This is a genomic window from Pyxidicoccus xibeiensis (assembly GCF_024198175.1).
In the GTDB taxonomy this organism is placed as follows: Bacteria; Myxococcota; Myxococcia; order Myxococcales; family Myxococcaceae; genus Myxococcus; species Myxococcus xibeiensis.
Genome location: NZ_JAJVKV010000021.1, coordinates 55,735 through 81,584, shown reverse-complemented (window position 1 = coordinate 81,584; position 25,850 = coordinate 55,735). Strand labels below are relative to the sequence as shown.

The 25,850-nt window shown below is 72.9% G+C and carries 4 protein-coding genes; all 4 read right to left on the bottom strand.

Translation table 11 applies throughout. The features are described from left to right. Positions 1 to 9 precede the first annotated feature (9 nt). From LXT23_RS45415 to LXT23_RS45400, 4 genes are read right to left on the bottom strand one after another with little or no spacing between them, the layout of a single operon-like run. The gene (locus LXT23_RS45415) at positions 10 to 1,680 is read right to left on the bottom strand and encodes a cyclic peptide export ABC transporter (RefSeq protein WP_253986779.1); all 1,671 of its coding nucleotides are present in this window, start codon (positions 1,678 to 1,680) and stop codon (positions 10 to 12) included. Next, on the bottom strand, positions 1,677 to 15,794 hold the full coding sequence (locus LXT23_RS45410; RefSeq protein ID WP_253986778.1) for a non-ribosomal peptide synthase/polyketide synthase: 14,118 nt from the start codon (positions 15,792 to 15,794) through the stop codon (positions 1,677 to 1,679). Before LXT23_RS45410 ends, LXT23_RS45415 begins: the two co-directional genes overlap by 4 nt. 13 nt (positions 15,795 to 15,807) lie before the next feature. After that, positions 15,808 to 22,605, bottom strand: a complete 6,798-nt coding sequence (locus tag LXT23_RS45405) for a type I polyketide synthase (RefSeq protein ID WP_253986777.1) — start codon at positions 22,603 to 22,605, stop codon at positions 15,808 to 15,810. Next, entirely contained in the window at positions 22,602 to 25,844 is a 3,243-nt protein-coding gene (locus LXT23_RS45400) for a non-ribosomal peptide synthetase (RefSeq protein WP_253986776.1), read from the bottom strand. The genes LXT23_RS45405 and LXT23_RS45400 overlap by 4 nt, the downstream gene beginning before the upstream one ends. Positions 25,845 to 25,850: the final 6 nt, after the last annotated feature.

Here is a 25,850-nt window from a genome sequence, read left to right as displayed (position 1 = left end):
ATTGAACCGCTACGCGCTCAGGACGCTCGGGGCCCGTGGCTCGCCCGGCTTCGCGTCCGAGACAATCTGTCCGGACTCGATGCGGACGAGGCGGTCCGCGAGGTGGAAGTAGCGGTCATCGTGGCTGATGACGACCACCGCCTTCCCGCGCGCCTTCAGGTCCTGGAGGACCTGCCGGTAGAAGACTTCCTTGAACTGGGGATCCTGGTCGGCGGCCCACTCGTCGAACAGGTAGATGGGGCGGTCCTCCAGCCAGGCAACCAGCAGCGCCAGCCGCTTGCGCTGCCCCTGGGAGAGGGCCACCGTCGACAGCTGGCCGTCGTCGCCAATGCGCACCTTCTTGTCCAGGTGCAGCCGCTCCAGGTACCCGCGGGCCTCGCGCAGCAGCTCGGGCGAGGCCTGCCCCGGCAGCCGCTCGAAGAGGCAGAAGTCGAAGAAGACGGCGGCGAAGCGCTGGCGGTAGTCGGCCAGGCCCTCCGGGGGCACCGGCACGCCGTCCATGCGCAGCTCTCCGCCCTCCGGCGCGTACAGCCCGCTGAGCGCCTTCGCCAGCGTCGTCTTGCCGCTGCCGTTGCCCCCCACGATGAAGAGCAGCTCGCCACGCCGCAGCGACAGGTGGATGGGGCCCAGCGTGAACTGCTCACCGTCGCGCTCGTTGCGGTAGGTGTGGGTGACGCCCACCAACTCCAGCTGCTCGAAGGGCCGCGGCGGCTCCTGCGTGACTTCGGGCAGCGCCCCCACGGGGCCGTGCTCGCCCGCCAGGTCCAGGCCCATCTTCTCGATTTGCGCCAGGGCCACCTCGGCGCGGCGCAGGCTGGGGTACAGGCTGGAGACGACGCTGAGCGGCTGCTGGAGGTACAGCACGACCAGCACCGCGCCCACCAGCTCCGTCTGCGTCAGGGTGGTGAGACGGGGCCCCGCCCACAGCAACAGGCCGATGGTGACGGTGTAGAGGGAGATGCCCCAGCTGCTCGCGATGGAGAAGAGGTCGTCACTGCGCAGGAACTCCCGGCGCACCGCCTGGGCGGTGGGGGAGAGGTCCTTGTCGAAGAAGTCCCGGCCGCGCTGGCGGTTGAGCCGCAGCTCCTTGCCGCCGTTGAACAGGGCGTTGAAGTGCCGGAACATCGTGATGGTCTCTTCGCGGGCCCGCCACTGGTAGCGGCCGGCGGCGTTGGCCAGCAGCGCGTAAGTGAGCTGCCCCACCACCATGAGGCCCAGGGCCACCAGGAAGAGGACCCACGACAGCCAGCCCAGGTAGACGAGGCCGCTGAGGACGACGGCGGCGCCGATGAAGATCTCCGGCAGCACCATGACGCCCGCGCCCAGCGTCTGGATGTCCTGGCTCAGCGAGCTCAGCATCCGGTGGGCGCCGGCCTCCTCCAGCTTTCGCAGCGACGTGGTCAGCAGGTGCCGGCCGAGCCACAGGCGCAGGTCCAGCAGGATGCCCTGCTGCAGCCGGTTGAGCACCAGCTGCGAGCCCATGCGCAGCAGCAGCGCGCCCAGCGTCAGCCCCAGGAAGGGCAGGAGGATGCGGTCCAGCCCGCCTTCCTTCCCCTGCGTCAGCACGCCGTTGATGAGGGCCAGCAGCGCCGTGCTGGCCGCGCCCGACAACAGCCCGAAGACCACCGTGAGCAGGGCCAGCCGCTTCGACTTGCGCAGCAGGATGAGGAAGATGTTCATGACTGGCCTCCTGCCGCGTTGATGTCGTCGACCAGTTGGCCCAGCTCGGCGTCGTCCATGCCTTCGGACAGGGCTTCCAGCAGCACCAGCGTCATGCCCTCCACGGTGGGCTGCTCGAAGAGGCCTCGCACGGGCAGCTTCACCCCGAAGATGGAGCGCACGCGCATGAGGAGCTCGGTGGCGAGCAGCGAGTGGCCGCCCAGCTCGAAGAAGCTGTCGTGGATGCCCACGCGCTCCACGCGCAGCACCTCCGCCCACAGGTCCGCCACCTGCTGCTCCAGGTCGTCACGAGGCGCCACGTAGGTGCGCTGCACGACAGGGGCATCCAGGGTCGCCAGGGCCCGGCGGTCCAGCTTGCCGTTGGCGGTGCGGGGCAGCGACTCCACCCGCACCAGCGGCGAGGGCACCATGTAGTCCGGGAGCCGCTGCTGGAGGTGCGAGCGCAGGGCCTCCACGTCCAGCCCGGCGTCCGCCGCGACATAGCCCAGCAGCTGCGCGTCACCCGGCGAGTCCTGCCGCACCAGGGCCGCGGCCTCGCGGACGCCCGCGAAGGCCAGGAGCGCGGCCTCGATTTCGCCCAGCTCGATGCGGAAGCCGCGCAGCTTCACCTGGAAGTCGGTGCGGCCCAGGAAGTCCAGCGTGCCGTCGTTCCTCCAGCGCGCCAGGTCTCCGGTGCGGTACATGCGGCCGCCGGCCACGCCGGAGAACGGGTCCGGCACGAAGCGCTCGGCGGTGAGCTCCGGGCGGCCGAGGTAGCCGCGCACGACGCCGTCACCGGCGATGTACAGCTCGCCCGGGGCGCCCGGCACCGTGGGCTGGCCCTGAGCGTCCAGCACGTACAGGCGCGTGTTGGCGATGGGCGCGCCGATGGAGACGGTGGCGGGGAGCTCGGCGCGGGTGACGGCGTGGGTGGAGGACCAGACGGTGGTCTCCGTCGGCCCATACATGTTGGTGAGCGTGGCGGAGGGCAGGGCCTCTCGCAGGCTCTTCGCCAGGAGGCCGGACAGCGCCTCGCCTCCGACGAGCAGGTGCCGCAGCCCGCCCAGTGCGGCGATGGACTCCGGGGCCAGGACCAGGGTGCGCGCGAAGGACGGCGTGCACTGGAGGTGGGTGATGGGGTGGCGGCGCAGCACCTCGGGAAGGGCGGGCGCGGTCCCCTCGCGGGCGGCGGCCTGCTCGTCGTGGAGGACGACGTGGAACCCGCGCGCCAGCGTCCACAGCAGCTCCAGCACGGAGATGTCGAAGGAGATGCTGGTGACGGCCAGCCACGTGCCGGGCGCACTGCCGCCCAGCAGCGAGTCCATGGCGCCGAAGAAGTTGGCGGCGGTGCCATGGGGCACCATGACGCCCTTGGGCCGGCCCGTGCTGCCCGAGGTGTAGATGACGTACGCCAGGTTCTCAGCACCCGTGGCGCCGGAGGTGGTGGCGGGCGCCTCGTCTCGTGCCTCGTCGACCCGCACCACCTGGACGCCCTCCGCCGGCAGCAGGCCGGTGAGGTGCGGCTGGGTGACGAGCACGCGGGCGCCGGAGTCCTGGAGCATGTACGCCAGGCGCTCGGCGGGGTAGCTCGGGTCCAGGGGGAGGTAGGCGCCTCCCGCGTGGAGGATGGCGAGCATGCCGACGACCAGGTCCGGCGAGCGCTGGACGCACAGGCCCACGGGCACATCCGGGCGGACGCCCTGCGCCTGGAGGCGGCGCGACAGGCGCAGGACCCGCTCCTGGAGCTGGCGGTAGGTGAGCCGCTCGTCACCGGAGGTGAGCGCGGGCGCGTCCGGCGTGCGTGTGGCCTGCGCTTCGAACTGCTGGTGGAGGCAGGCGGCGTCGTAGTCCCGGGTGGTGGCGTTCCACTCCACGAGCATGCGCTGACGCTCCGTGCCCGAGAGCAGGGACAGCGAGGACAGGGGCTGCTCCGGCCTCTCCACCACCTCGCGCAGCAGCGCCTGGAGGTGGCCCAGCATGCGGGCCGCGGTGTCCGCGTCGAAGAGGTCCGCGTTGTAGACGAGGCTCGCGAGGAGCCCGTCCGGCGTCTGGTCGAAGTTCAGCAGCAGGTCGAACCGGGCCGTGTCCGCGGACGCCCCGAAGGGCCGGGCCGTGAGGCCGGGCAGGCGCAGCTCCTGCTCGGGCGTGTTCTGCAGGCTGAGCATCACCTGGAAGAGGGGCGAGCGGCTGAGGTCGCGCTCGGGCTTGAGCTCCTCGACGAGCTTCTCGAACGGCACGTCCTGGTGCGCGTAGGCGCCGAGCGCCACCTCGCGCATGCGGCCGAGCAGCTCGCGAAACGTCGAAGCGCCGCCGAGCTTCGTGCGCAGCACCAGCGTGTTGACGAAGAAGCCGATGAGGCCCTCGGTCTCCGCGCGGGTGCGGCCGGCAATGGGCGAGCCGACGCAGATGTCGTCCTGGCCGGAGTAGCGCGAGAGCACGAGCTGCCAGGCCGCCAGCAGCACCATGAACGGCGTGGCCCCCTCGCGCTGCCCCAGCGCCTCCAGCGCCCCGGCCAGCTCGCGGGGCAGGCGCGAAGCGTGCGTGGCGCCGCGGTTCGTCTGCACGGCCGGGCGCGGCCTGTCCGTGGGCAGCTCCAGCGCGCGCGGTGCGCCGGAGAGCTGGTGCCTCCAGTAGGAGAGCTGGGACTCCAGCGCGTCGCCCTGGAGCCAGCTGCGCTGCCAGACGGCGTAGTCCGCGTACTGGATGGGCAGCGGAGGAAGCTGGGGAAGGGTGCCGCGGGCGAAGGCGCCGTACAGCGCGCCCACCTCGCGGATGAGCACACCCACGGACCAGGCGTCGGAGACGATGTGGTGCATCGTCACCAGGAGCACATGGTCCTCGGCGCCCAGCCGCAGCAGGGTGGCTCGCATCAGCGGGCCGGTGCCCAGGTCGAAGGGCCGCAGGGCCTCTTCCAGGGTGACACGCAGGGCCTCGGCCTCGCGGTCCGCGTCGGGCAGCGCGCTCAGGTCCACCCGCGTCAGGGGCTGCGTGGCCTCCGGGGTGATGACCTGCACCGCGCCTTCCGGGGTGGCCTGGAAGGTGGTGCGCAGCGACTCGTGCCGGAGGAGCAGCGCCTCGAAGGTGCGCTCCAGCGCGGCGACGTCCAGCGGGCCCTGGAGGCGGAGGGCCGCCGGCAGGTTGTACTGCGTATCGCCCGGAAGGAGCTGGTCCAGGAACCACAGGCGCTGCTGCGCGAAGGACAGCGGCAGCGGGCCTGCCCTGGGCACGGGAGCGAGCGGGGGCACCGCGAGGCTCCGCGTGGCCTGCTCCACGCGCGGGGCGAGCGCCGCCAGCGTGGGCGCCTCGAAGAGCTCCCGCAGGGGGAGCTCCACGCCGAAGGCGGCCCGCAGGCGCGTCACCAGCTGCGTGGCCAGCAGCGAGTGGCCGCCCAGCTCGAAGAAGTCGTCGTGGACTCCGACGCGCTCGACGTGCAGCAGGTCCGCCCACATCGCGGCGAGCTGCTCCTCCAGGGGACTCCGCGGGGCCACGTACTGCCGCGCCTGGGCTTGCGGCCCTCCATCCGGCGGGGGCAGGGCCTTGCGGTCCACCTTGCCGTTGGGCGTGAGCGGCAGCTTCTCCAGCACGGCAACGGCCGAAGGCACCATGTGCTCCGGCAGGCGCTGCTTGAGGGACTGGCGCAGGGCGGCCACGTCCAGCGTGTCACCTTCCCCGGCCACCACGTACGCCACCAGCCGCCTGTCCCCGGGGGCGTCCTCGCGCACGGTGGCCACGGCCTCGCGCACGGACGGGTGCTGGAGGAGGGCGGACTCCACCTCGCCTGGCTCGATGCGGAAGCCTCGCAGCTTCACCTGCTCGTCGAGGCGGCCCAGGTACTCCAGCGTGCCGTCGGCCCGCCAGCGGGCCTTGTCGCCCGTGCGGTAGAGGCGGGCGCCCGGGGTGGCGGCGAAGGGGTTGGGGAGGAAGCGCTCGGCGGTGAGCGCGGACTGGCCGAGGTAGCCTCGCGCCAGGCCCACGCTGTCCACGCACAGCTCACCGGGCACGCCGGGCGGCACGGGCCGCAGCGCCGCGTCCAGCACGTACACCCGCACGTTGGCCCAGGGCCGGCCGATGGTGAGGCGCGCTCCGGGCCGCAGTGGCTCGGAGAGCGTCGCGCACACCGTGACTTCGGTGGGGCCATAGGCGTTGAGCAGCCGCACCCGGCCGCCCCAGCGCTCCACCAGCTCCGGCGTGCAGGCCTCGCCCGCGGAGAGGAGGGTCTCCAGCGTCGGGAAGTCCTCCGGCTCGAGCTGCGCCAGCACGGACGGCGTGAGGGTGACGGCGGTGACGGCCTCTTCGCGCAGCAGGGTGCGCAGGGGCGCGCCGGGCATCAGCCGCTCGCGCGGCGCGAGCACCAGCGTGGCGCCCGCCAGCAGCGCGCCGAAGATCTCCGCCACCGAGGCGTCGAAGCCGAAGGCGGCGTACTGGAGCACCCGGCTGTCGGGCCGGAAGCCGTGCTCGCGCGCGGCGGTGAGGCCCGTGTTGCACAGGCCGCGGTGCTGCAGCAGCGTGCCCTTGGGCCAGCCGGTGCTACCCGACGTGTAGATGATGTAGGCCAGGTTGCCCGCGTCGGTGCGGGACTCGGGCGCGGACGTGGGCCGTGCCGAGATGAGGGCCGCCTCCGCGTCCAGCAGCACGAGCTGCTCGCCGCCGGAGGGCAGCTCATCGGCGATGGCCTCGGTGGTGACGAGCACGGGCGCGGCGCAGTCGCGCAGCATGTACGTCAGGCGCTCCACCGGGTAGCTCGGATCCATGGGCACCCAGGCCCCACCCGCCTTGAGGATGCCGAGGATGGCGACGACCATGTCGAGCGAGCGCTCCACACAGAGGGCCACGGCGACCTCGGGCCGGACCCCCAGGGCGCGCAGGTGGTGCGCGAGCTGGTTGGCCCTCGCGTCGAGCTGGGCGTAGGTGAGGGCCTGCTTCTCGAAGCGGACGGCGATGGCCTCGGGCGTGCGCGCCGCCTGGGCCTCGAAGAGCTGGTGCGCGCAGGCGTCGCGCGGGAAGTCCCGGTCCGTCGCGTTCCAGTCGGAGAGCACCTGACGCAGCTCGGCCTCGGACATGAGCGGCAGCGTGGCCAGCGGAGCCTCGGGGCGGGCGGCCGCGGCCTCCAGCACCGTGCCCAGGTTGTGCATCAGCCGGTCGATGGTCGCCGCCTCGAAGAGGTCGGTGCGGTACTCACAGGCGCACTCCAGGCCGCGGGCGGTCTCCGTCACGGACAGGGTGAGGTCCAGGCGCGAGGTGCCCACGTCGGCGGCTTCCGGGCGCAGGGTGAGGCCGGGGACGGCCAGCTCGGCGGCGGGCTGGTTCTGCAGCACCAGCTTCACCTGGAAGAGCGGGGCGTGGCCCTGGCTGCGCTCGGGGTTGAGCACCTTGACCAGCTCCTCGAAGGGCAGGTCCTGGTGGGCATAAGCACCGAGCGTGGCGGCGCGGACGCGGCCGAGCAGCTCCCGGAACGAGGGACTGCCGTCCAGCCGTGCGCGCAGCGCGAGCTGGTTGATGAAGAAGCCGATGAGGCCCTCCGTCTCCGCCCGGTTGCGGTTGGCGATGTCGGTGCCGACGACGAAGTCCTCCTGGCCGGAGTAGCGGGACAGCACCACCTGGAAGCCGGCGAGCAGCGCCATGAAGAGGGTGGTGCCCTCGCGGCGGCCGAGCGCATGGAGTGAGTCCACCAGTGCACGCGGCAGCACGCGCTCATGGCGGGCGCCGCGGAAGCCCTGTGTGGCCGGGCGGGGGAAGTCGGTGGGCAGCTCCAGCACGGGTGGCGCACCGGCGAGGTGCTCGCGCCACCAGGAGAGCTGCGACTCCAGCGCCTCGTCTCGCAGCCAGCCCCGCTGCCAGGCCGCGTAGTCCGCGTACTGCACGGGCAGCTCGGGCAGCGGCGAGGCACGGCCCTCTCGGAAGGCCGCGTAGAGCGCCGCCGACTCGCGCACCAGCACGTCCATGGACCAGCCGTCCGAGACGATGTGATGCAGCATCAGCACCAGCAGGTGCCGGGAGTCGGACAGCCGCAGCAGCGTGGCGCGCAGCAGCGGCCCGCGCTCCAGGTCGAACGGGCGGCGCACCTCTTCGTGGGCGAGGCGACGGGCTTCGCCCTCACGGTCGCTCTCGGGCAGGACGGACAGGTCCACCACTGTCAGCGGCAGGCGCGGAGGCAGGTGGATGACCTGGACCGGGCCCGCCACGTCCTTGAAGGTCGTGCGCAACACCTCGTGCCGGCGCACCAGCTCCGTGAGGCTGAGCTCCAGCGCGCCCGTGTCCAGCGTGCCTTCCAGCCAGAGCACGGAGGGCATGTTGTAGAAGGGGCTGCCCGGCTCCAGCCGGTCGAGGAACCACAGGCGCTGCTGCGCGAAGGACAGCGGCAGCGGCCCGTCGCGGCGCACGGGCACCAGCGGCGGCGCCAGCGCGACGGCCTTCGAGCTCCGTGCCAGGGCTTCCATCCGGGCAGCGAGCCCGGCCACGGTGGGCGCCTCGAACAAGTCTCTCAGCGGAAGGTCCACCCCCACGGCACCGCGCACCCGCGACGCCACCTGGGTGGCCAGCAGCGAGTGGCCGCCCAGTTCGAAGAAGTTGTCCGTGGCCCCCACGCGCGTGAGGCCGAGCACCTGGGCGAAGACGCCGGCGAGCAGCTCCTCCATGGGCGTGCGAGGGGCCACATAGGCGGTGCCGGTCTCCACCGAAGCGTCAGGAGCCGGCAGCGCCCTGCGGTCCAGCTTGCCGCTGGGCAGCAGGGGAAGCGCCGGCAGCGGGACGATGGCCGAAGGCACCATGTACCCGGGCAGTCGCCTCGCCAGCGCGGCCCGCAGCTCAGCGGTGTCGAGCCCGGCGCCCGCGGTGGGCACGACGTAGGCCACCAGTCGCGCGCCCGAGGGGGCGTCCTCCCTCAGCACGGCGGTCGCCTCGACCACCGCGGGCGAGACTCGGAGGGCCGCCTCGACTTCGCCCAGCTCGATGCGGAAGCCGCGCAGCTTCACCTGGGAGTCGATACGCCCCAGGTACTCCAGCGTGCCGTCCGCACTCCAGCGGACCTTGTCGCCGGTCCGGTACAGGCGCTCTCCCGGCGTGGGGGCGAAGGGGTGGGGAACGAAGCGCTCCGCGGTGAGCGCGGGCTGGCCCAGGTAGCCGCGCGCCAGGCCCATGCCACCCACGTAGAGCTCGCCGGGCACGCCCACGGGCACGGGCCGGCCGCTGGCGTCGAGGACGTAGATCTGGGCGTTCGCCACCGGGCGGCCAATGGAAACCACGTCCTCCGGCGCCGCGTCCTCCAGGAGCAGGCAGGTGGCGTCGATGGTGGTCTCGGTGGGGCCGTAGTTGTTGGACAGCCGCGTCCGCGGCAGCGCCTCGCGCAGGCGGGACACCAGCGAGGCCGGGAGGGCCTCGCCGCCGGAGAGCAGCCAGCGCAGGTGCGTGGCTCCGGCCAGCGCGCCCGCGTCCAGCAGCACCCGCAGCAGCGAGGGCACTGCCTGCATCACGGTGATGCGCTCACGCTCCAGGACCTGGGCGAGGGCCGAGGGGTCCCGATGCGCAGCGGATGGGGCCAGCACGAGCGTGGCGCCGGAGACGAGCGTGGAGAAGACCTCCGCGACGGAGGCATCGAAGCTCCACGAGGCGAGCTGCAGCTGCCGGTCCCCTGCGTCCAGCCCGTAGGTGGCGACCATCCACGCGGTGTGATTGGCCAGGGAGCGGTGGGAGATGAGCGTTCCCTTCGGCCGGCCCGTGGTGCCCGACGTATAGAGCACATACGCCAGGTGGGACGAATCACCCGGCGCGGGCAGGTCGCCCGCCGGCTCGGTGGCCGCGTGCTCCAGCTCGGCGTCCAGGTCGAAGACGCGCACGCGGCCGGAGGACGCCCGCGGGTCCGGGATGCCGCGAGTCAGCAGCAGCGCGGCGCCCGAGTCCTCCAACATGAGGGCGAGCCGCTCCGCCGGATAGGAGGAGTCCAACGGCAGCCAGGCGCCACCTGCCTTGAGCACGGCCAGCAGGGCGATGACGGCCTCGGGCGAGCGCTCCAGCTGCAGGCCTACGAGGACCTCGGCGCTCACGCCCGCCAGGCGCAGGCGCCGAGCGAGCTGGTTGGCACGCTGGTTCAGCTCCCGGTAGCTGAGGTGCGAGGTGCCATCGGTGACGGCGGGCGCCTCCGGAGTCCGGACCGCCTGTGCCTCGAAGAGGGCCGGCACGCACGACTCCCCGGTGTCCCGGCGGGGGCTGTTCCACGCAACGAGGACGCGCTGACGCTCCTCCGCTGTCAGCAGCGTGACGTCGCGCAGCTGTCCGGCCTCGCGCGCGGTCAGCTCCTCCAACGCAAGACGCACGTGGCCCAGCAGCCGCGAGGCCGTCTCCTCGTCATGGCGGGCGGTGTTGTACGCGAGCTGCAGTTCCAGCTCGTTGCCCGGAATGGCCGTCAGCAGCAGCGGGTAGTTGGTGCGCTCTCGCATGCGCACGTCCGTCACCGTCACGCCCAGGCTGCGCTCCCGCAGCGCCGCGTCCACCGGGTAGTTCTCGAAGACGAAGAGGCTCTCGAACAGCGGCGTGCCGCGCGGCACCTGGCTCCAGGACTGCACCTGCACCAGGGGGCAGTGCTCGTGCTGGCGCAGCTCCACCTGATGGGCCTGGAGCTGTCGCAGCCAGGGCACCACTCCGGCATCCGGCTCCACCCGCACGCGCGCCGGAAGCGAGTTGATGAAGAGGCCGACCAGCTCCTCCACGCCCGGCAGCTCCGCTGGACGCCCGGAGACGGTGACGCCGAAGACCACGTCCTCCTCGCCGCTGTAGCGCTGGAGGACCAGCGCCCAGGCCGCCTGGACCAGTGTGTTGAGCGTCAGCTCGTGGCGCCGGGCGAAGGCCTGGAGCCCTGAGGTGGTGGCCGAGGGCAGCCGCAACGACAGCTCGCGGCCCTCCGCGGCTCCAGATTCGGGCGTCGCGCGGGCGGCGGGCAGCGGCGTGGGGGCGGTGATGCCCTCCAGCGTCTTGCGCCACCAGGACTCCGAGCGCGCCGGCTGCTGCTGCCGCAGCCATGAGGCGTAGGCATGGTGCGAGGGCACGGGCTCCAGTCGTGGCACCTGCCCGCGCGACAGGGCCGCGTACGCGGTGAACAGCTGCTGCAGCACCCGGCCCATGCTCCAGCCGTCCAGCAGCAGGTGATGGAAGCTCCAGGCGCAATGCCAGGCGCTCTCGCCCAGGCGGATGAGCGCCACGCGCAGCAGCGGCGCCTGTCGCAGCTCGAAGGGCCGGGTGCGCTCTCCCTCGAGGAATGCCTCGAGCCGGGCGAGCTGCGCGGTCTCTTCGACGTCACGCCAGTCCAGCTCCGTCCAGGGCAGCTCCACCCGTGGGTGCACCACCTGCACCGGCTCCGTCAGTCCCTCCCACGCGAAGCGGGTGCGCAGCGCGGTGTCATGCGCCAGCACCGTCTCCCACGCCCGCTTCAGCGTCGGTGCGTCCACCGGGGAGCGGATGGCCCAGGAGAGCTGCTCCAGGTACACGTCCTCACCGGGCGCCAGCAGCGCGTGGAACAGCAGGCCGTGCTGGAGGGGCGACAGCGGGAAGACGTCCTCCACGGCCGTGCCCGCCGGGAAGAGCCGCTCCACCGTGGCTACGTCCAGCTGCGCCAGCGGGAAGTCGGCGGGCGTGTACCGCAGCGCATCCACCGAGGCCCGGCCCGCCACCAGCGCGTCGAGAGCATCCAGGTGGCCCCGGGCGAGTGACTCGATGGTGGCCTGGGTGTGCAGGTGCTCGCTGTACGTCCAGGTGACGCGCAGCCGTCCGCCCACCACCATGGCATCGACTTCCAGCGCGAACCGGCGGGCGCCGCCCGTGTCGCGCGAGCTGCCCGACGGCTCCTCCGTGAGTGCGAACAGAGTGGAGGCCTGGGCATCCAGCTGGCCCAGGTAGTTGAAGGCCACCTGTGGCTCCGCCATGGCAGCCAGCAGCTTCGCGGCCACCTCGTCCCGGCCCAGATAGCGCAGCAGGCCGTAGCCCACGCCCTGGCGGGGCAGGGCGCGCAGCGACTCACGCACCGCGCGCAGCGCCTCACCCGGCGTGGCCACAGCCGGCACCTCCAGCCGCACCGGGTAGAGGCTGGTGAACCAGCCCACCGTGCGGGACACGTCCACGTCCCCGAACAGCTCCTCGCGGCCATGGCCTTCCAGCGCGACCCGCAGTGCGCCCGGGCCCATCCACCGCCCCAGGGCCTGCGCCAGCGCGGCCAGCAACACCTCGTCCGGCCGCGAGCGGTACGCCGCCGGCACCTCGCGCAGCAACAGCCCGGTCCGCGCGGCGTCCAGCTCCACCGTCACCGTGCGCGCCGGTGAGCCGGGCATTGCCGTGCCGGGCCCGTCCACGGGAAGCGCCACGGCTGGGCCCTGGAGCAGCGCGAGCCACATGGGCAGCTCCGCCTCCAGCGCCTCCGTGCGCGCCAGCTCCGCGAGCCGCTGCGCCCAGGACTGGAAGGACGTGCTCCGAGGTGGCAACGCCACCGAGGTACCACGGCGAAGCTGGAGGCAGGCCGCCTCCAGGTCTTCCAGCAGCACGCGCCAGGAGACGCCGTCCACCACTAGGTGGTGCGCCACCAGCAGGAGCCGTGCGGTGCGGCCCGGGCCCCGCTCGAACAGGGCGGCGCGCAGCAGCAGCCCCTCGGACAGGTCCAGGCTGGCCTGCACCTTCGCGGCCTCGGCCTCCAGGGCCGTGGCGTGTCGGGCCTCGGGGACGGCGGACAGGTCCACGCGCTTGAGGACCAGCACCGCGCCCGGAGGCATGTTGTGCTGCTCCCACTGTCCGTCCGCGCGCGTCAGGCGCATGCGCAGCGCATCGTGGTGGTCCACGAGGTGCCGCAGCGCCCGCTCCAGCAGCGACGCGTCCAGCGACTGGCGCACCTCCAGCAGCAGGGCCTGGTTGAAGTGGTGCGGCCGGGGCAGCGGCTGCTCCAGGAAGAAGCGCTGGATGGGCGTCAGGGGCACCGGCCCCTGCACCGGGCCCTGGGCCTCGCGCGCGGGCTGCTCGGCCTCCGCCACCCGTGCCAGCTCCGCCACCGTGCGGTGCTGGAAGACGTGACGCGGCGTCAGCCGCATCCCCGCCTGCCGCGCCCGGGCGATGACCTGCAGGCTGATGATGGAGTCGCCGCCCAGCTCGAAGAAGCTGTCGTGGATGCCGACGCGCGGGCGGCCGAGTACCTGGGCCCAGATGTCCGCCAGGGCCTGCTCGCGGGCGTCTCGAGGCGCGACGTACTCGCGTGCGGAGCCGCCGCCGTCCGCGTCCGGGGCCGGCAGCGCCTTGCGGTCCAGCTTGCCGTTGGGCGAGAGCGGCAGTGCCTCCAGGGACACGAAGGCCGAGGGCACCATGTACTCCGGCAGCCCGCGCCGCAGCCCCTCGCGCAGCGCGTCCGCCTCCACCGCGCTGCCTTCGCGCGGCACCACGTAGGCGACCAGGCGCTGATGGCCCGGCACGTCCTCGCGCGCAACGACCACCGCCTGCTGCACGGAAGGCTGCGCCACCAGCGCCGCTTCGATTTCTCCCAGCTCGATGCGCAGGCCGCGCACCTTCACCTGGAAGTCGAGCCGGCCCAGGTAGTCCACCGTGCCGTCCGGCAGCCACCGCGCCAGGTCTCCGGTGCGGTACATCCGCGCGCCCGGCTCTGAGGAGAACGGGTCCGGCACGAAGCGCTCCGCCGTCAGCTCCGGCCGCGCCAGGTAGCCGCGTCCCACCTGCACGCCCGCGATGAACAGCTCTCCGGGCACGCCGGGGGGCACCGGGTGCAGCGCGGCGTCCAGCAGGTGGATGCGCGTGTTGGCGATGGGGCGGCCAATCGGCACCGACGTCCGGACGTCGCCCGGCTGGCACGTCCAGGCGGTGACGTCCACCGCGGCCTCGGTGGGGCCGTAGAGGTTGTGCAGCCCGGCCTCCGGCAGCCGCTCCAGGCACTGCCGCGCCAGCTCCGCGGGCAGGGCCTCACCAGAGCAGATGATGCGGCGCACGGACGCGCACGCCCGCTCCAGTCCGGGCTCCTCCAGGAAGGCGCGCAGCATGGAGGGCACGAAGTGCAGCGTGGTGATGCGCTGGGACTCGATGACGCTCGCCAGGTACGCGGGGTCCTGATGGCCGCCAGGACGGGCCACCACCAGCCTTGCGCCCGTCATCAGGGGCCAGAAGAACTCCCAGACGGAGACGTCGAAGCTGAAGGGCGTCTTCTGGAGGACGGAGTCCCCCGCGCCCAGCGCGTACTCTTGCTGCATCCAGTGCAGGCGGTTGGCGACGGCGCCGTGCTCGTTCATGGCGCCCTTGGGGCGGCCCGTGGAGCCGGAGGTGTAGATGACGTACGCGAGGCTTCGCGGCGTCGTGCGAGCCTCCGGGGCCGTGGTGGGCTGCGTGGCCACCGTGGGCCACTGCGAGTCCAGGCAGAGCACCGGCGCGGGGCAGGGCGGCAGCCCGGGCCGCAGGTGTTCCTGCGTGAGCAGGACGCGCGGCGCGGAGTCGGCCAGCATGAAGGCCAGCCGCTCCTGGGGGTAGCCCGGGTCGATGGGGACGTAGGCGGCGCCCGCCTTGAGCGTGCCCAGCAGCGCGACCACCATCTCCAGCGAGCGCTCCAGGCAGACCCCGACGAGCGACTCGGGACCGGCGCCCAGCGAACGCAGGTGCCACGCCAACTGGTTGGCCCGCGCGTCGAGCTCGGCATAGGTCAGCCGCGAGCCCTCGAGCTCCAGGGCGACGGCGTCAGGCGCGCGGCGCACCTGGGCCTCGAACAGCGAGTGCAGCGAGTCACCGCGCGGGTACTCCACGCGGGTGTCGTTCCACGCGGAGAGCCGCCGGGCCTCATCCGGCGACACCATGGACAGGTCCGCCAGCTTCCCCTCGGCGCCCTCCACCAGGGACTGCAGCAGCGTGGCCACGTGCCCCAGCATCCGCCGCACGGTGACGGCGTCGTAGCGGGCGACGTCGTAGGTGAACTGGAGCTCCGTCTCCGAGGCATCCGGCAGCACCACGAAGATGAGCGGGTAGCCCGTGCGCGCGTCGGTGCGGGAGAAGCCCTCCACGGGGAGCCGGGCCGTCATCTCGGGCGACAGCCCGCGGCGCGGCAGGTTCTCGAAGACGACCAGGCTCTCGAACAGCGGCTGGCCTCGCGGCACCTCGCTCCAGCCCTGCACGTCCACCAGCGACACGTGCTCGAAGGCGCGCGCCGCGAGCTGCCCGGCCTGCAGCGCCTTCAGCCAGGGCAGCACGGCGCCCGAGGCGGGCAGGTCCACCCGGCTGACCTGGGTATTGATGAACGTGCCCAGCATGGTGTCCACGCCGGGGAGGCTGGCCGGGCGGCCGGATACCACCGTGCCGAAGGCCACGTCGTCCTGCCCGCTGTAGCGGCCAAGCAGCAGCGCCCACGCGCCCTGCACCAGCGTGCTCAGCGTCACCTGGTGCTGCCGCGTGAAGGCCGCCAGCCGGGCCGTGAGGGTCGTGCCCAGGCCCAGCGACTCGGAGTGGTACGCCTCCACCTTCGTGCCGGGCTCGGCGGCCCGGTCCGCCACCAGCGGCGTGGCCGAGGTGAAGCCCCGCAGCCGCTCGCGCCAGAAGCGCTCCGCCTCGGCGCGCTCCTGCTTCGACAGCCAGACGATGTACTCGCGGTAGGCCCGAGCCGGCTCCACCGGTGGCTGCTCACCCCGGGTCAGCGCGTCGTAGGTGAGGAACAGCTCCCGCAGGCACACCGGCAGCGACCAGCCGTCCATCACCAGGTGGTGGTAGCTGACGATGCACCGGGCCAGGGCGGGCCCGAAGCGCACCACGGTGAGGCGCACCAGGGGCGCCGCGGACAGCGTGAAGTCCTGGCGCTGCTCCCGCTCCAGCAGCTCCGCGAAGCGCGCCTCGCGGGCCTCGGGAGGGACTTCGGACCAGTCCTCCAGGCGTGGCGCGGCCTCCACCTTGCCGCGCACCGCCTGGAGCGGCTCCTTCATGTTCTCCCAGAAGAACGCCGTGCGCAGCGGCGTGTGCCGCTCCACCAGCCGCTGCCACGCCCGCTGGAGCGTGGCCACGTCCAGCGGGCCGCGCCACGTCCAGTAGACCTGCTCCACGTAGGTGCCCGCTCCGGGGGCGCCCAGGGTGTGGAACAGCATCCCCTGCTGCATGGGCGAGAGGCGGTAGATGTCCTCGACGTTCTTCATGGTGCTTCAGCCCTCAGCCTTCGGAACCATCCGCTTCGTTGATGAGGGCGGCGAGCGCGCCCAGTTGCGAGTCGTCGAGGCCGGCCAGCGGGAAGTCGACGGAGGAGAGCGCGGCGCGAGTGTCCTGTTGCTCGCTGCCCAGCGTCCGCAGCGCGCCGAGGAGGTCCCCGGCGAGCCGCGACGCGGTGGCCTGCGTGTACGCGCCATCGTCGTAGGCGCAGCGCACGTGCAGGCGCCCGCCGGACAGGAACGTCTCCATCGTCAGCGAGTACCCACCCGTGCCACGCACGGCGCCGGGCACGGACTCCACCGTGCCCAGGTGGCAGACCCGCAGCTCCGCCCGGGGCAGGCGCCGCAGCCGCTCGGAAAGCTCGCCGTGCGCACCATCGCGCAGCAGCCCGAAGCCGATGCCCCGGCGAGGCACGCGGCGCATGCGCTCCTTCACCGCCTTGAGCGTCTCGGCCGCGTCCTGCCGGGCCGACACGTCCAGCAGCAGCGGCCACGTGACGTCGAAGCAGCCCACCGTGCGCGAGCAGTCCACCCCATCGAACGCCTCGCGTCCGTCGGACGTCACGTCCACCCGGAGCCGCTCACCGCCGGTCCACGTCGCCAGCGCCCGGGCAAGGGCCGTCACCGCGCCCTCCGCCACGTCCGCGCGCCACGTCCCGGACAGCCGCTCGGTGAGCTGCCGCGTCTCGTCCAAGGTCAGCGACACCTCCACGGAGCGCGCCACGCCGGAGGCGCCAGCCGCGCGCTCCACCGGCAGCTTCGCGGCGCCGTCCCAGTCCGCGCCGAGCCACACCGCCTCCTCCTTGCGCAGCGACTCGGAGGAGGCCTCCTCGGCCAGCCGCTCCGCCCAGCGCTTGAAGGACGTGGTCTTCGGGCGCGCCGTGCCCGCCGCCGCGCCCAGGTCCTCGGTCAGCAGCCGCCACGAGCCGCCGTCCATGGCCAGCCCGTGCGCCGCCAGGAGCAGCACACTGCCCGCGCCGCCCTCCAGCCGCACCAGCGCTGCGGCCAGCAGCGGGCCCGAGCCCACGTCCAGCTTCGCGCGCAGCTTCTCCTCCTCGCCGTGAAGCGCCGCCTCGTGCTCGGCGGCAGGCAGGGCGCGCAGGTCCACCTCCGTGAAGGCCACCTCCGTGCCCGGGGGCGTGCCCACCTGCTGCCAGCCCGAGACGCCCCGCGTGAAGCGCAGGCGGAGCGCGTCATGGTGCGCCAGCACCGTGCCCAGCGTCTGCGTCAGCGCACTGGCGTCCACGGCGCCGCGCAGGGGCAGCCGTGCGACCCGGACCGTCGCCGTGGCGGGCGACTCCAGCAGCCGGCGCTGCTCCGGGGTGAGCGGGGCCGGGCCCACCACGGGGCCCTGCTCGGCCTGCTTCGCCAGCACGCCGGCAATCATCTCCGCCAGCTCGCCGATGGTGGAGTACTGGAAGAACTGCTGCGGGCTGAGCTGAAGGCCGGACTGGCTTCCCCTAGCGATGATCTGGATGGCCTGCACCGAGTCGCCGCCCAGCTCGAAGAAGTTGTCGTTGATGCCCACCTTGTCGATGCCGAGCACCGCCTGCCACGCCTCGGCGATGCGCTGCTCGACTTCGTTGCGAGGCGCCACGTACGGCGTCTTCAGCTCCGGCCGGGCCTGCTGCTCGCCGGAGCTGCGCGTGTCGCTCACGGCCTGCAGCACGCGCTCGCGCACCACCTCGTCCGTGTGGGCGATGGTGGCGTGCAGGTCGCGCACGGACACCACCACCTGCGGAGCGAGGCCGGAGGCGAGGATGCGCTCCAGCGCCAGCACACCCTCGCGCGGAGCAATCTCCTGCCGCTCCTCGGTGGGCAGCACCTTGGCCAGGGCGGACTCGCGGGCGGCGGCGGCCAGGGCGCGCAGCTCGGCGGCCGGGTCGTTGACGCGCTTCTGCGTCAGCCGCTCCACCTCCACCAGCACGCGGCCCTGCTCGTCCATCATCGTCAGGTCGAAGGCGAGCGTCTCGCCGCCGTCGGTCGACTCGTTCGTCCGGATGCGCGCGTGGCTGTACACGCGGCGGGGCAGCTCACCGTGCAGGCGCAGCACCTTGTAGCCGAAGGGCAGGTAGTAGCCGTGCTCGGCCAGGAAGCTCTTGGCGATGCCGGACGTACGGTCGATGAGCGACGGGTGGAAGAGGAGCTGCTCGAAGTCGCCGGAGAACTCCGGCATCAGCTCCAGCACCATCAGCAGCTCGTGCTCGCCGGGGAGGATGGCCTGCACGCTCTTCCAGCGCGGCCCCAGCTCCTGCTCGTACTCGGCCTCCAGCGACTGGGGACGCGGCTTGTCGCAGCGCTTGCGCAGTGCCTCCAGGTCCTCGAAGCGCGGCACCTTCGGCCCGCCGAAGCGCACGCGGCCCGCCGAGTGGTCCGTGCCCTTGCCCACGCCGCCGGGCGGCAGGCTGCGCACCACCCAGCGCCAGCCGTCCCCGTCCTTCTCCAGGATGAGGCGCACGTCGCGCGTCTCGTTCTCCGGCACGCGCAGCGGCGCGAGGAAGTAGTTGTCGAGCAGCTCAATCGTGCGGCCCTGCGCCTCCTCCGCCACCGCGGCGCGCACCATCTCGAAGTAGGCCACGCCCGGCACCGTGGGGTTGCCGAGGATGCGGTGCTCGTCCGTCACCCAGTGCGAGCGCGGCTCGCCGAAGGTGCCGCCGAAGACCTTGCGCTGCGGCGTGTCCACCAGGAGGCGGTGGACGAACGGGTGCGCCAGCGTCCGGCCCTCGCCGGCCTGGGCCGCGGGCCGTGCCGCCATGCCGACCTCGTCCCAGGCGCCCCAGTTGATGGTGACGGCGTACGTGCCCGTGCGCGCCTGGTATGCGCGCGTGAAGGCGTCCAGGAACGTATTGGCCGCCGTGTAGTCCGTCTGGCCGAAGCGGCCCACCACGGAGGACAGTGACGAGCACGCCACGAAGAAGTCCAGCCGCTCGCCCTCCAGCACCGCCGCCAGCACCCGCGAGCCCGTCACCTTGGGCGCGAGCACCGCCGCCGCCGCCTCGCGCGTGCGCAGCTGCAGCATGCCGCCACCCGGCACACCGGCCGCGTGGATGACGCCGTGGATGGCGCCGAAGCGCGCGCGCGCCGTCTCCACCACCGCGCGCATCCGCTCCAGATCTGTCACGTCCGCGCCGAGCGCCAGCACCTGCGCGCCCTTCTCCTCCAGGCGCTGCACGGCCTGGATGCGACGGCGGGTGGCCTCGTCTCCGGACGCCAGGTGCTTCGCCCACTCCTCGCGGGGCGGCACCGTGGCGCGGCCGGTGAGCACCAGCTTCGCGCGGTACTTCTCCGCCAGCACCTCGGCGAAGGACAGGCCCATGCCGCCCAGGCCGCCGGTGATGAGGTACACGCCGCCCTCGCGCGGCGCCACCGCGGAGGTGGGGCCTTCCTCCAGGCGCACCTCCTCGAAGTCGCGCACCCAGCGCCGGCCGCTGCGCAGGGCCACCACGGGCTCCTCCGCGTCCGCCGTCAGCTCCGCCGCCAGCAACTCCACCAGCCGCGTGGCCTGGAAGCTGCCCGCGGGGGGCAGGGTGACGTCCACGCTGCGGCACCGCACGTGCGGCATCTCACGCGGGATGACCTGGAGGGGGCCCAGCACCGTCGCCTGCTCGGGCGACAGCAGGTCTCCGCCGGTGACCTCCTGCATGCCGTTGGACACGACGGTCAGGTGCACCGGCTTGCCCGCCGCATGGCCGCCCAGCGCCTGCGCCAGGTGGAACACGCTGAAGAACGAGCGCTCCAGCACGTCCTCCGCCGTCGCGCCCGAGCCCTCGGCGGTGAGGCCGCCCAGGTGGACGATGCGCTCGGGCAGCCGGCCATCTGTCGCCAGCTCCGACAGCAGCGTGGCCCAGTCCTCACGGCGGCCGGGGTTCAGCTCGTACGCATCCGCGCCGGTGCGGCGCAGCTCACGCGCCAGCGAGACCTCGACGAGCGCATGGCCCTGCTTGCGCAGCCGGGCCGCCAGCTTCGCGCCCAGGCCGGCCTTGTCGAGCAGCACCAGCCACGGCGCCGCCTTCGCGTCCGCCGCCTGCACGGGGGCCACCTTCGGCGCGGACTCCTTCCACACCGGCAGCCAGAACCAGCTCGCCACGTCCTGGCGCTTGTCCAGCGTGCCGCGCTGCGGGGCCCGCGTGCCGGGCGCGGAGCGCAGCTCCACCCAGTAGCGCTGGCGGTCGAACGGGTAGGTGGGCAGCACCTCGCGGCGGCGCGCCTGGTCGCTGAACAGGTGCGTCGGCTCCAGGCCCAGCAGCCAGAGCTGGCCCAGGGTGCGCAGCAGGAACTCCGGCTCGCCAGTGGCCTCACCCACCGGCGGCAGGGTGGTGAGCATGTATTGGCCTGTCTTCTTGCGCGGGTGCCAGCGCGCGAGCGACTGGAGCGCCTTGCCCGGGCCCACCTCCAGCAGCACGGCCTCGGTCTCCTTCAGCAGCTCGTCCAGGCCGTCCGCGAAGCGCACCGGCTGGCGCAGGTGCTTCGCCCAGTAGTCGGGCGACGTGGCCTGCTCGGCGGTAATCCACGTGCCCGTCACGTTGGAGATGAAGCGCTGCTTCGGCGCGGCCGGCCGGGCCTTCGCCACCGCGTCACGGAACGCGGAGACGATGGGGTCCATCATCGCCGAGTGGAACGCATGCGACGTGCGCAGCCGGCGGGCCAGCACGTCCTTCGCGGTGAGCTGCTTCTCCAGCGCCTCGATGGCCTCGGGAGTCCCCGCCACCACGCACGAGCCCGGCGCGTTGGTGGCGGCAATCTCCAGCCCCGGCCCCAGCAGCGGGCGCACGTCCGCCTCCGCCAGCTGCACGGACAGCATGGCGCCCGGCGGGCAGGACTGCATGAGGCGGCCGCGCGTGGCCACCAGCTCCAGCGCGTCCTCCAGCGAGAAGACGCCAGCCAGGCACGCCGCCACGTACTCGCCCACGCTGTGGCCAATCATGGACGCGGGCTCCAGGCCCCACGACATGAGCAGCTTCGCCAGCGCGTACTCCACGACGAAGAGGGCGGGCTGGGTGAGCGCCGTCTGCTCCAGCTTCGACGCCGCCTGTGCGTCCTGGGCCTCCGTGCCGAACAGCAGCTGCTTCAGCTCCGGCCCGTGGCGCTTCGCCAGCAGCTCCAGGCAGTGGTCCGCCACATGGCGGAAGGTGCCTTCGGTGCGGTACAGGGCCGCCGCCATGCCCGGGTGCTGCGAGCCCTGGCCGGGGAACATGAACACCAGCGGCCGGCGCACCGGCTCCTGCACGCGGGTGATGACCCGGTCCGGCGACAGCGTGCCCAGCGCCTGCGCGGCCTCCTCCACCGTGCGGCACACCACGTAGCGCCGGTGCTCGAAGCCCTTGCGGCCCGTCTGCAGCGTGTACGCCACGTCCGCCAGGTTCAGCTCCGGGTGCGTCTTCAAGTGCTCCGCCAGGCGGCTCGTCGCAGCCTCCAGCGCCGCGGCCGAGCGGGCGGACACCACCAGCAACTGGTGCTCGCGCGAGCGTCCGGACGGCTTGCGCGCGGGCGCCTCCTCCAGCACGACGTGCGCGTTGGTACCGCCCAGGCCGAACGAGCTGACGCCCGCGCGCCGGGGGCCCTGCGACTCCCACGCCTTCAGCTTCGTGTTGACGTAGAAGGGGCTGTCCGCGAAGTCGATTTCGGGGTTGGGCTTCTCGAAGCCGACGCTCGGCGGCAGCTGCCGGTGCTTCAGCGCGAGCGTCGTCTTGATGAGGCCCGCCACGCCCGCCGCCGTGTCCAGGTGGCCCACGTTGCCCTTCACCGAGCCCAGGCCGCAGGAGCCCTTGCGCTCCGCGCCGCCCGCGCGGAAGGCCTGGGTGAGCGCCTTCACCTCTATCGGGTCGCCCATGGGCGTGCCCGTGCCGTGGGCCTCCACGTAGCTGATGGACTCCGCCTCCACGTCGGCCAGCACCTGGGCCAGGCTGATGACCTCCGTCTGCCCGCCGACGCTCGGGGCCGTGTAGCCCACCTTGTCGGTGCCGTCGTTGTTGATGGCGCCGCCCCGGATGACGGCGTGGATGACGTCTCCGTCGGCCACGGCATCCGCCAGCCGCTTGAGCACAACCACGCCCGCGCCGCTGCCGCCCACGGTGCCCTGCGCGTTGGCGTCGAAGGGACGGCAGTGCCCATCCGGAGACCCGATGCCGCGCTCCGTGTAGAGGTAGCCCGTCTTCTGCGGGACGGTGATGGTGACGCCGCCGGCCAGCGCCATGTCGCACTGGTGGCTGAGCAGGCTCTGGCACGCGTGGTAGATGGCGACCAGCGACGTGGAGCACGCCGTCTGCACCGTCACCGCGGGGCCCTTGAGGTCCAGCTTGTAGGCCACGCGCGTGGCCAGGTGGTCGTTCTTGTTGTGGATGACGGCCTGGAAGGCGTTGATGGTGCCCACCAGGTGCCCGGCCGAGGACAGGTTGTAGAGCAGGTACCCGTTGGCGCCCGCGCCCGCGTACACGCCGATGAGGCCCGCCGCGCGGCTCGGGTCATGCCCGGCCGACTCCAGCGCCTCCCAGACGCACTCCAGGAAGAGGCGCTGCTGCGGGTCGGTGATCTCCGCCTCGCGCGGGGAGAAGTCGAAGAAGCGCGCGTCGAACTGGTCGATGCCGTCCAGCGTGGCCCGTGCCTTGACGTACTTCGGGTCCTTCAGCTCCTCGGGAGCAATCGCAGCCCGGTCCAGCTCCTCGTCCTTGAAGAAGGTGATGGACTCCACCCCTTCCTGGAGGTTCTTCCAGAAGGCCTCGGGCGTCGCGGCCCCCGGGAACCGGCATGCCATGCCGATGATCGCCACACCCTCGAGCTGAGGGGACTCCTGCTCGCCGCTCATCGCTTACCCCTACCGGCCTTCGTCTTGAGGGCCTGTTGCTGCATTGCCTGGAGTTGTTTTCGGGCCCGCTCGTCGCGTGCCTGCTGCTTCGTGTCCTGTCCCGCATCCGGGGCGGCCTGCTGGGCGATGTACTTCGCCAGGGACGCCACCGTCGGATGCTGGAAGAGCTCCACCATGGAGAAGCGCCGGCCGAACGCGGCGGACAGCTTCTCGTGCACCTGCACCATGAGGAGCGAGTGGCCCCCCAGGTCGAAGAAGTTCCCGTGGAGGCCCACGCGCTCCACCTTCAGGGCCTCCTGCCAGATGGCGGCGATGCGCTGCTCCAGCTCCGACGTGGGCGCCTCGTAGGGCGTCGTCTCCCTGGGGGCCGTGGCCGGGTCCGGCAGCGCGCCGCGGTCCACCTTGCCATTGCGCGTGAGCGGCAGGCGAGGCAGCGGCACCAGCGCCGTGGGCAGCATGTACTCGGGCACCATCTCGCGCAGGAAGCCGCGCACCTGCGCCACCAGCTCCAGCTCCGCCGCCGCGCTGGTGGCCGGCCCGCGCTTCGGAACGAAGTACGCCACCAGCCGCTCTCCGCGGACCAGCGCCACCGCCTCGCCCACCTCGGGGTGCGAGCGCATCAACGATTCAATCTCGCCCAGCTCGATGCGGTAGCCGCGCACCTTCACCTGGAAGTCCGCGCGGCCATGGAACTCGATGCGCCCGTCCTCGCGGTAGCGGCCCACGTCGCCGGTGCGGTACATCCGCGCGCCGGGCACGGGGCTGTAGGGGTCCGGCAGGAAGCGCTCGGCCGTCAGGTCCGGCCGGCCCTCGTAGCCCCGGGCCACGCCCGCGCCGCCGATGTACAGCTCCCCTGGCACGTCGATGGGCACGGGCATCAGGGCCGGGCTCATCACGTACACGCGCACGTTGCCCAGCGGCTTGCCGATGGACGGCCGGCGCGTGTCGGCGATGGGGCAGGCGGAGGCGTTCACCGTGCACTCGGTGGGGCCGTACATGTTGACGAAGCGCGTGGCCGGCCGCGCGGCCAGCGAATCCCACGTCCGCGCGTCGATGGCCTCACCACCCACCAGGACCAGCGCGGGCGAGAAGTCCGGCTCCTGCCCCAGGCCCCGCGCCAGCATGGGCACCAGCAGCGACGGCGTGCAGTCCAGCACGTCCACGCCGTGCCGCCCCACCCAGGAGCGCATGCGCTCCGCGTCCGGCCGCACCTCCTCCGGGACGATGTGCAGCGAATGCCCGTTGAGCAGCTGGAGCCACTGCTTCACCGACGCGTCGAAGACGAGCGGCGCGTTGACGCTCACCTTCAGCCCGGGCCCGCGGCCCTCGTACACCGTGTCCCGCAGCGTCGCCGCCAGGTTGAGCGCGGAGCGGTGCTGGATGACCACGCCCTTGGGCCGCCCCGTGGAGCCGGAGGTGAAGATGACGTAGGCGGCGTTCTCCGGAGCCAGCGGCACCTCGGGCGCGTGAGCGGGCGCGGCGGCCAGCTTCTCCAGGTCCTGGTCCAGGCAGAGGAAGCCGTGGGTCCCCTCGGGAACCACCGTGCCACGCAGGTTCGAGCGGGTGATGACCAGCGGCGCGCCGGACTGCTGGATGACGTATGCCAGTCGCTCGCGCGGGTACGTCGGGTCCAGCGGAACGAACGTTCCTCCCGCCTTGAGGATGCCCAGCAGCACCACGAACTGCTCCACCGAGCGCTCCAGGCACACGGCCACGCGCACCTCGGGGCCCACGCCCCGCGTGCCCAGGTGCCACGCCAGGCGGTTGGCGCGCTCGCCCAGCTCGGCGAAGGTCAGCCGCTCGTCCTCGAAGGCGACGGCCACGGCGTCAGGCGTCTCGCGGATCCGCGCCTCGAAGCGCTCGGGGAGGGTGCCGTCCGTGTCGTAGTCGCGCCGGCTCTCGAAGTAGAAGCCCAGGAGGGTGCTGGCCTCGGGGCCCATCGTCCAGGGCAGCGCCTCCAGCGCGCGCTCCGGCAAGGCATGGGCGGCCTCATGCAGGGGCGCCATCAGCCGCTCCATCAGCCAGCTCATCTCCTGCTCGGTGTACCTGCTCGGGTCGTACCGCAGCGTCATCGTCGGAGCGGAGAGCCCGTCCCAGCCGAGGCTCAGCGCCAGCGGGGCGTGGTCGGTCCGCATCCGGCACTCCATGGAGGACACGAGCGCCGCACCCACCCGTGACGTCCAGGGCGCCGGCCGGCTCTCGAAGGAGAAGGACATGGGGACCGCGGCCTCGCCCGGTGCGGCGGCCGGCAGGTCGGCCCCGGGGTCGAAGGTGTCCTGCCACTGCTCCACCTCGGCGCGGTCCCGGGCCACCTCGCGCACGAAGCTCTCGAAGGACATGCGGGGCCGGGGCGTCGCGCGCAGGGGCAGCCAGCGCTCGAAGAGGCCGTAGGCGTCCGTCAGCCCGTCGAAGTTGCGCCCGTCGGTGTGCACCGCTACGCAGACTTCGTCGCGCCCGCTCAGCCGGCTCACCAGCAGCAGCCACGCGGCCAGGAAGACGTCGGGCACGCCCACGCCGATGCGCGAGGCCAGCTGCTCCAGGTCTCGTACGGTCTCCTGCTTGAAGGTGCCGGTGAATGCCGAGGCCACCGGGGCGCCGGGCAGGGGCTGGGCGTCGTTGCGGGCCGGCGGCGACACGCCGGTGGCGCACGACAGGTCACGCCCCTTCCAGAACCGCCGTCCCTCGGCGGACTCCTCGGCCTCGAGGAGCGTCTGGAACACCTCCGCCAGGTCCGCGTACTGGGGCGGCGGCTCCGCGTCTCCCGGCGCGTCCTGCATGGCGGAGTCCAGATGGCGCGAGAAGAGGGACAGGCTGAGCTCGTCCATCGACAGGGCGGGCAGGTCCACCACCAGCGCGTGCCGCTCCGCCTCCACCGACAGCAGCGTGAAGGGCGCGGGGGGCGCCTCCACCGAGCCCTCCGCGGACAGCATCGCCTCCAGCCACTCCTCGGCGTTCCTCACGGTGCCCGTGCGCCAGTCGAGCACCTCCAGGACCTTCTGAGGCACGTCGCCGATGACCTGCACCGCGGTGCCCGTACCCGGCAGGCGTCGGTACGAGGTGCGGAGGACCTCGTGCCGCGCGACGAGCGTGCGCAGGCCGCGCTCCAGGCGTGCGGCGTCGAGCGGGCCCACGAAGTCCAGCACCGCGCGGGCGCGCGAGGACGCGGAGAGAGAGGCCCCCAGGAGCGACCAGAGCCGCGCCTGCTGGGGGGACAGCCGGAAGCCATTGGATTGGGACACGGTGAG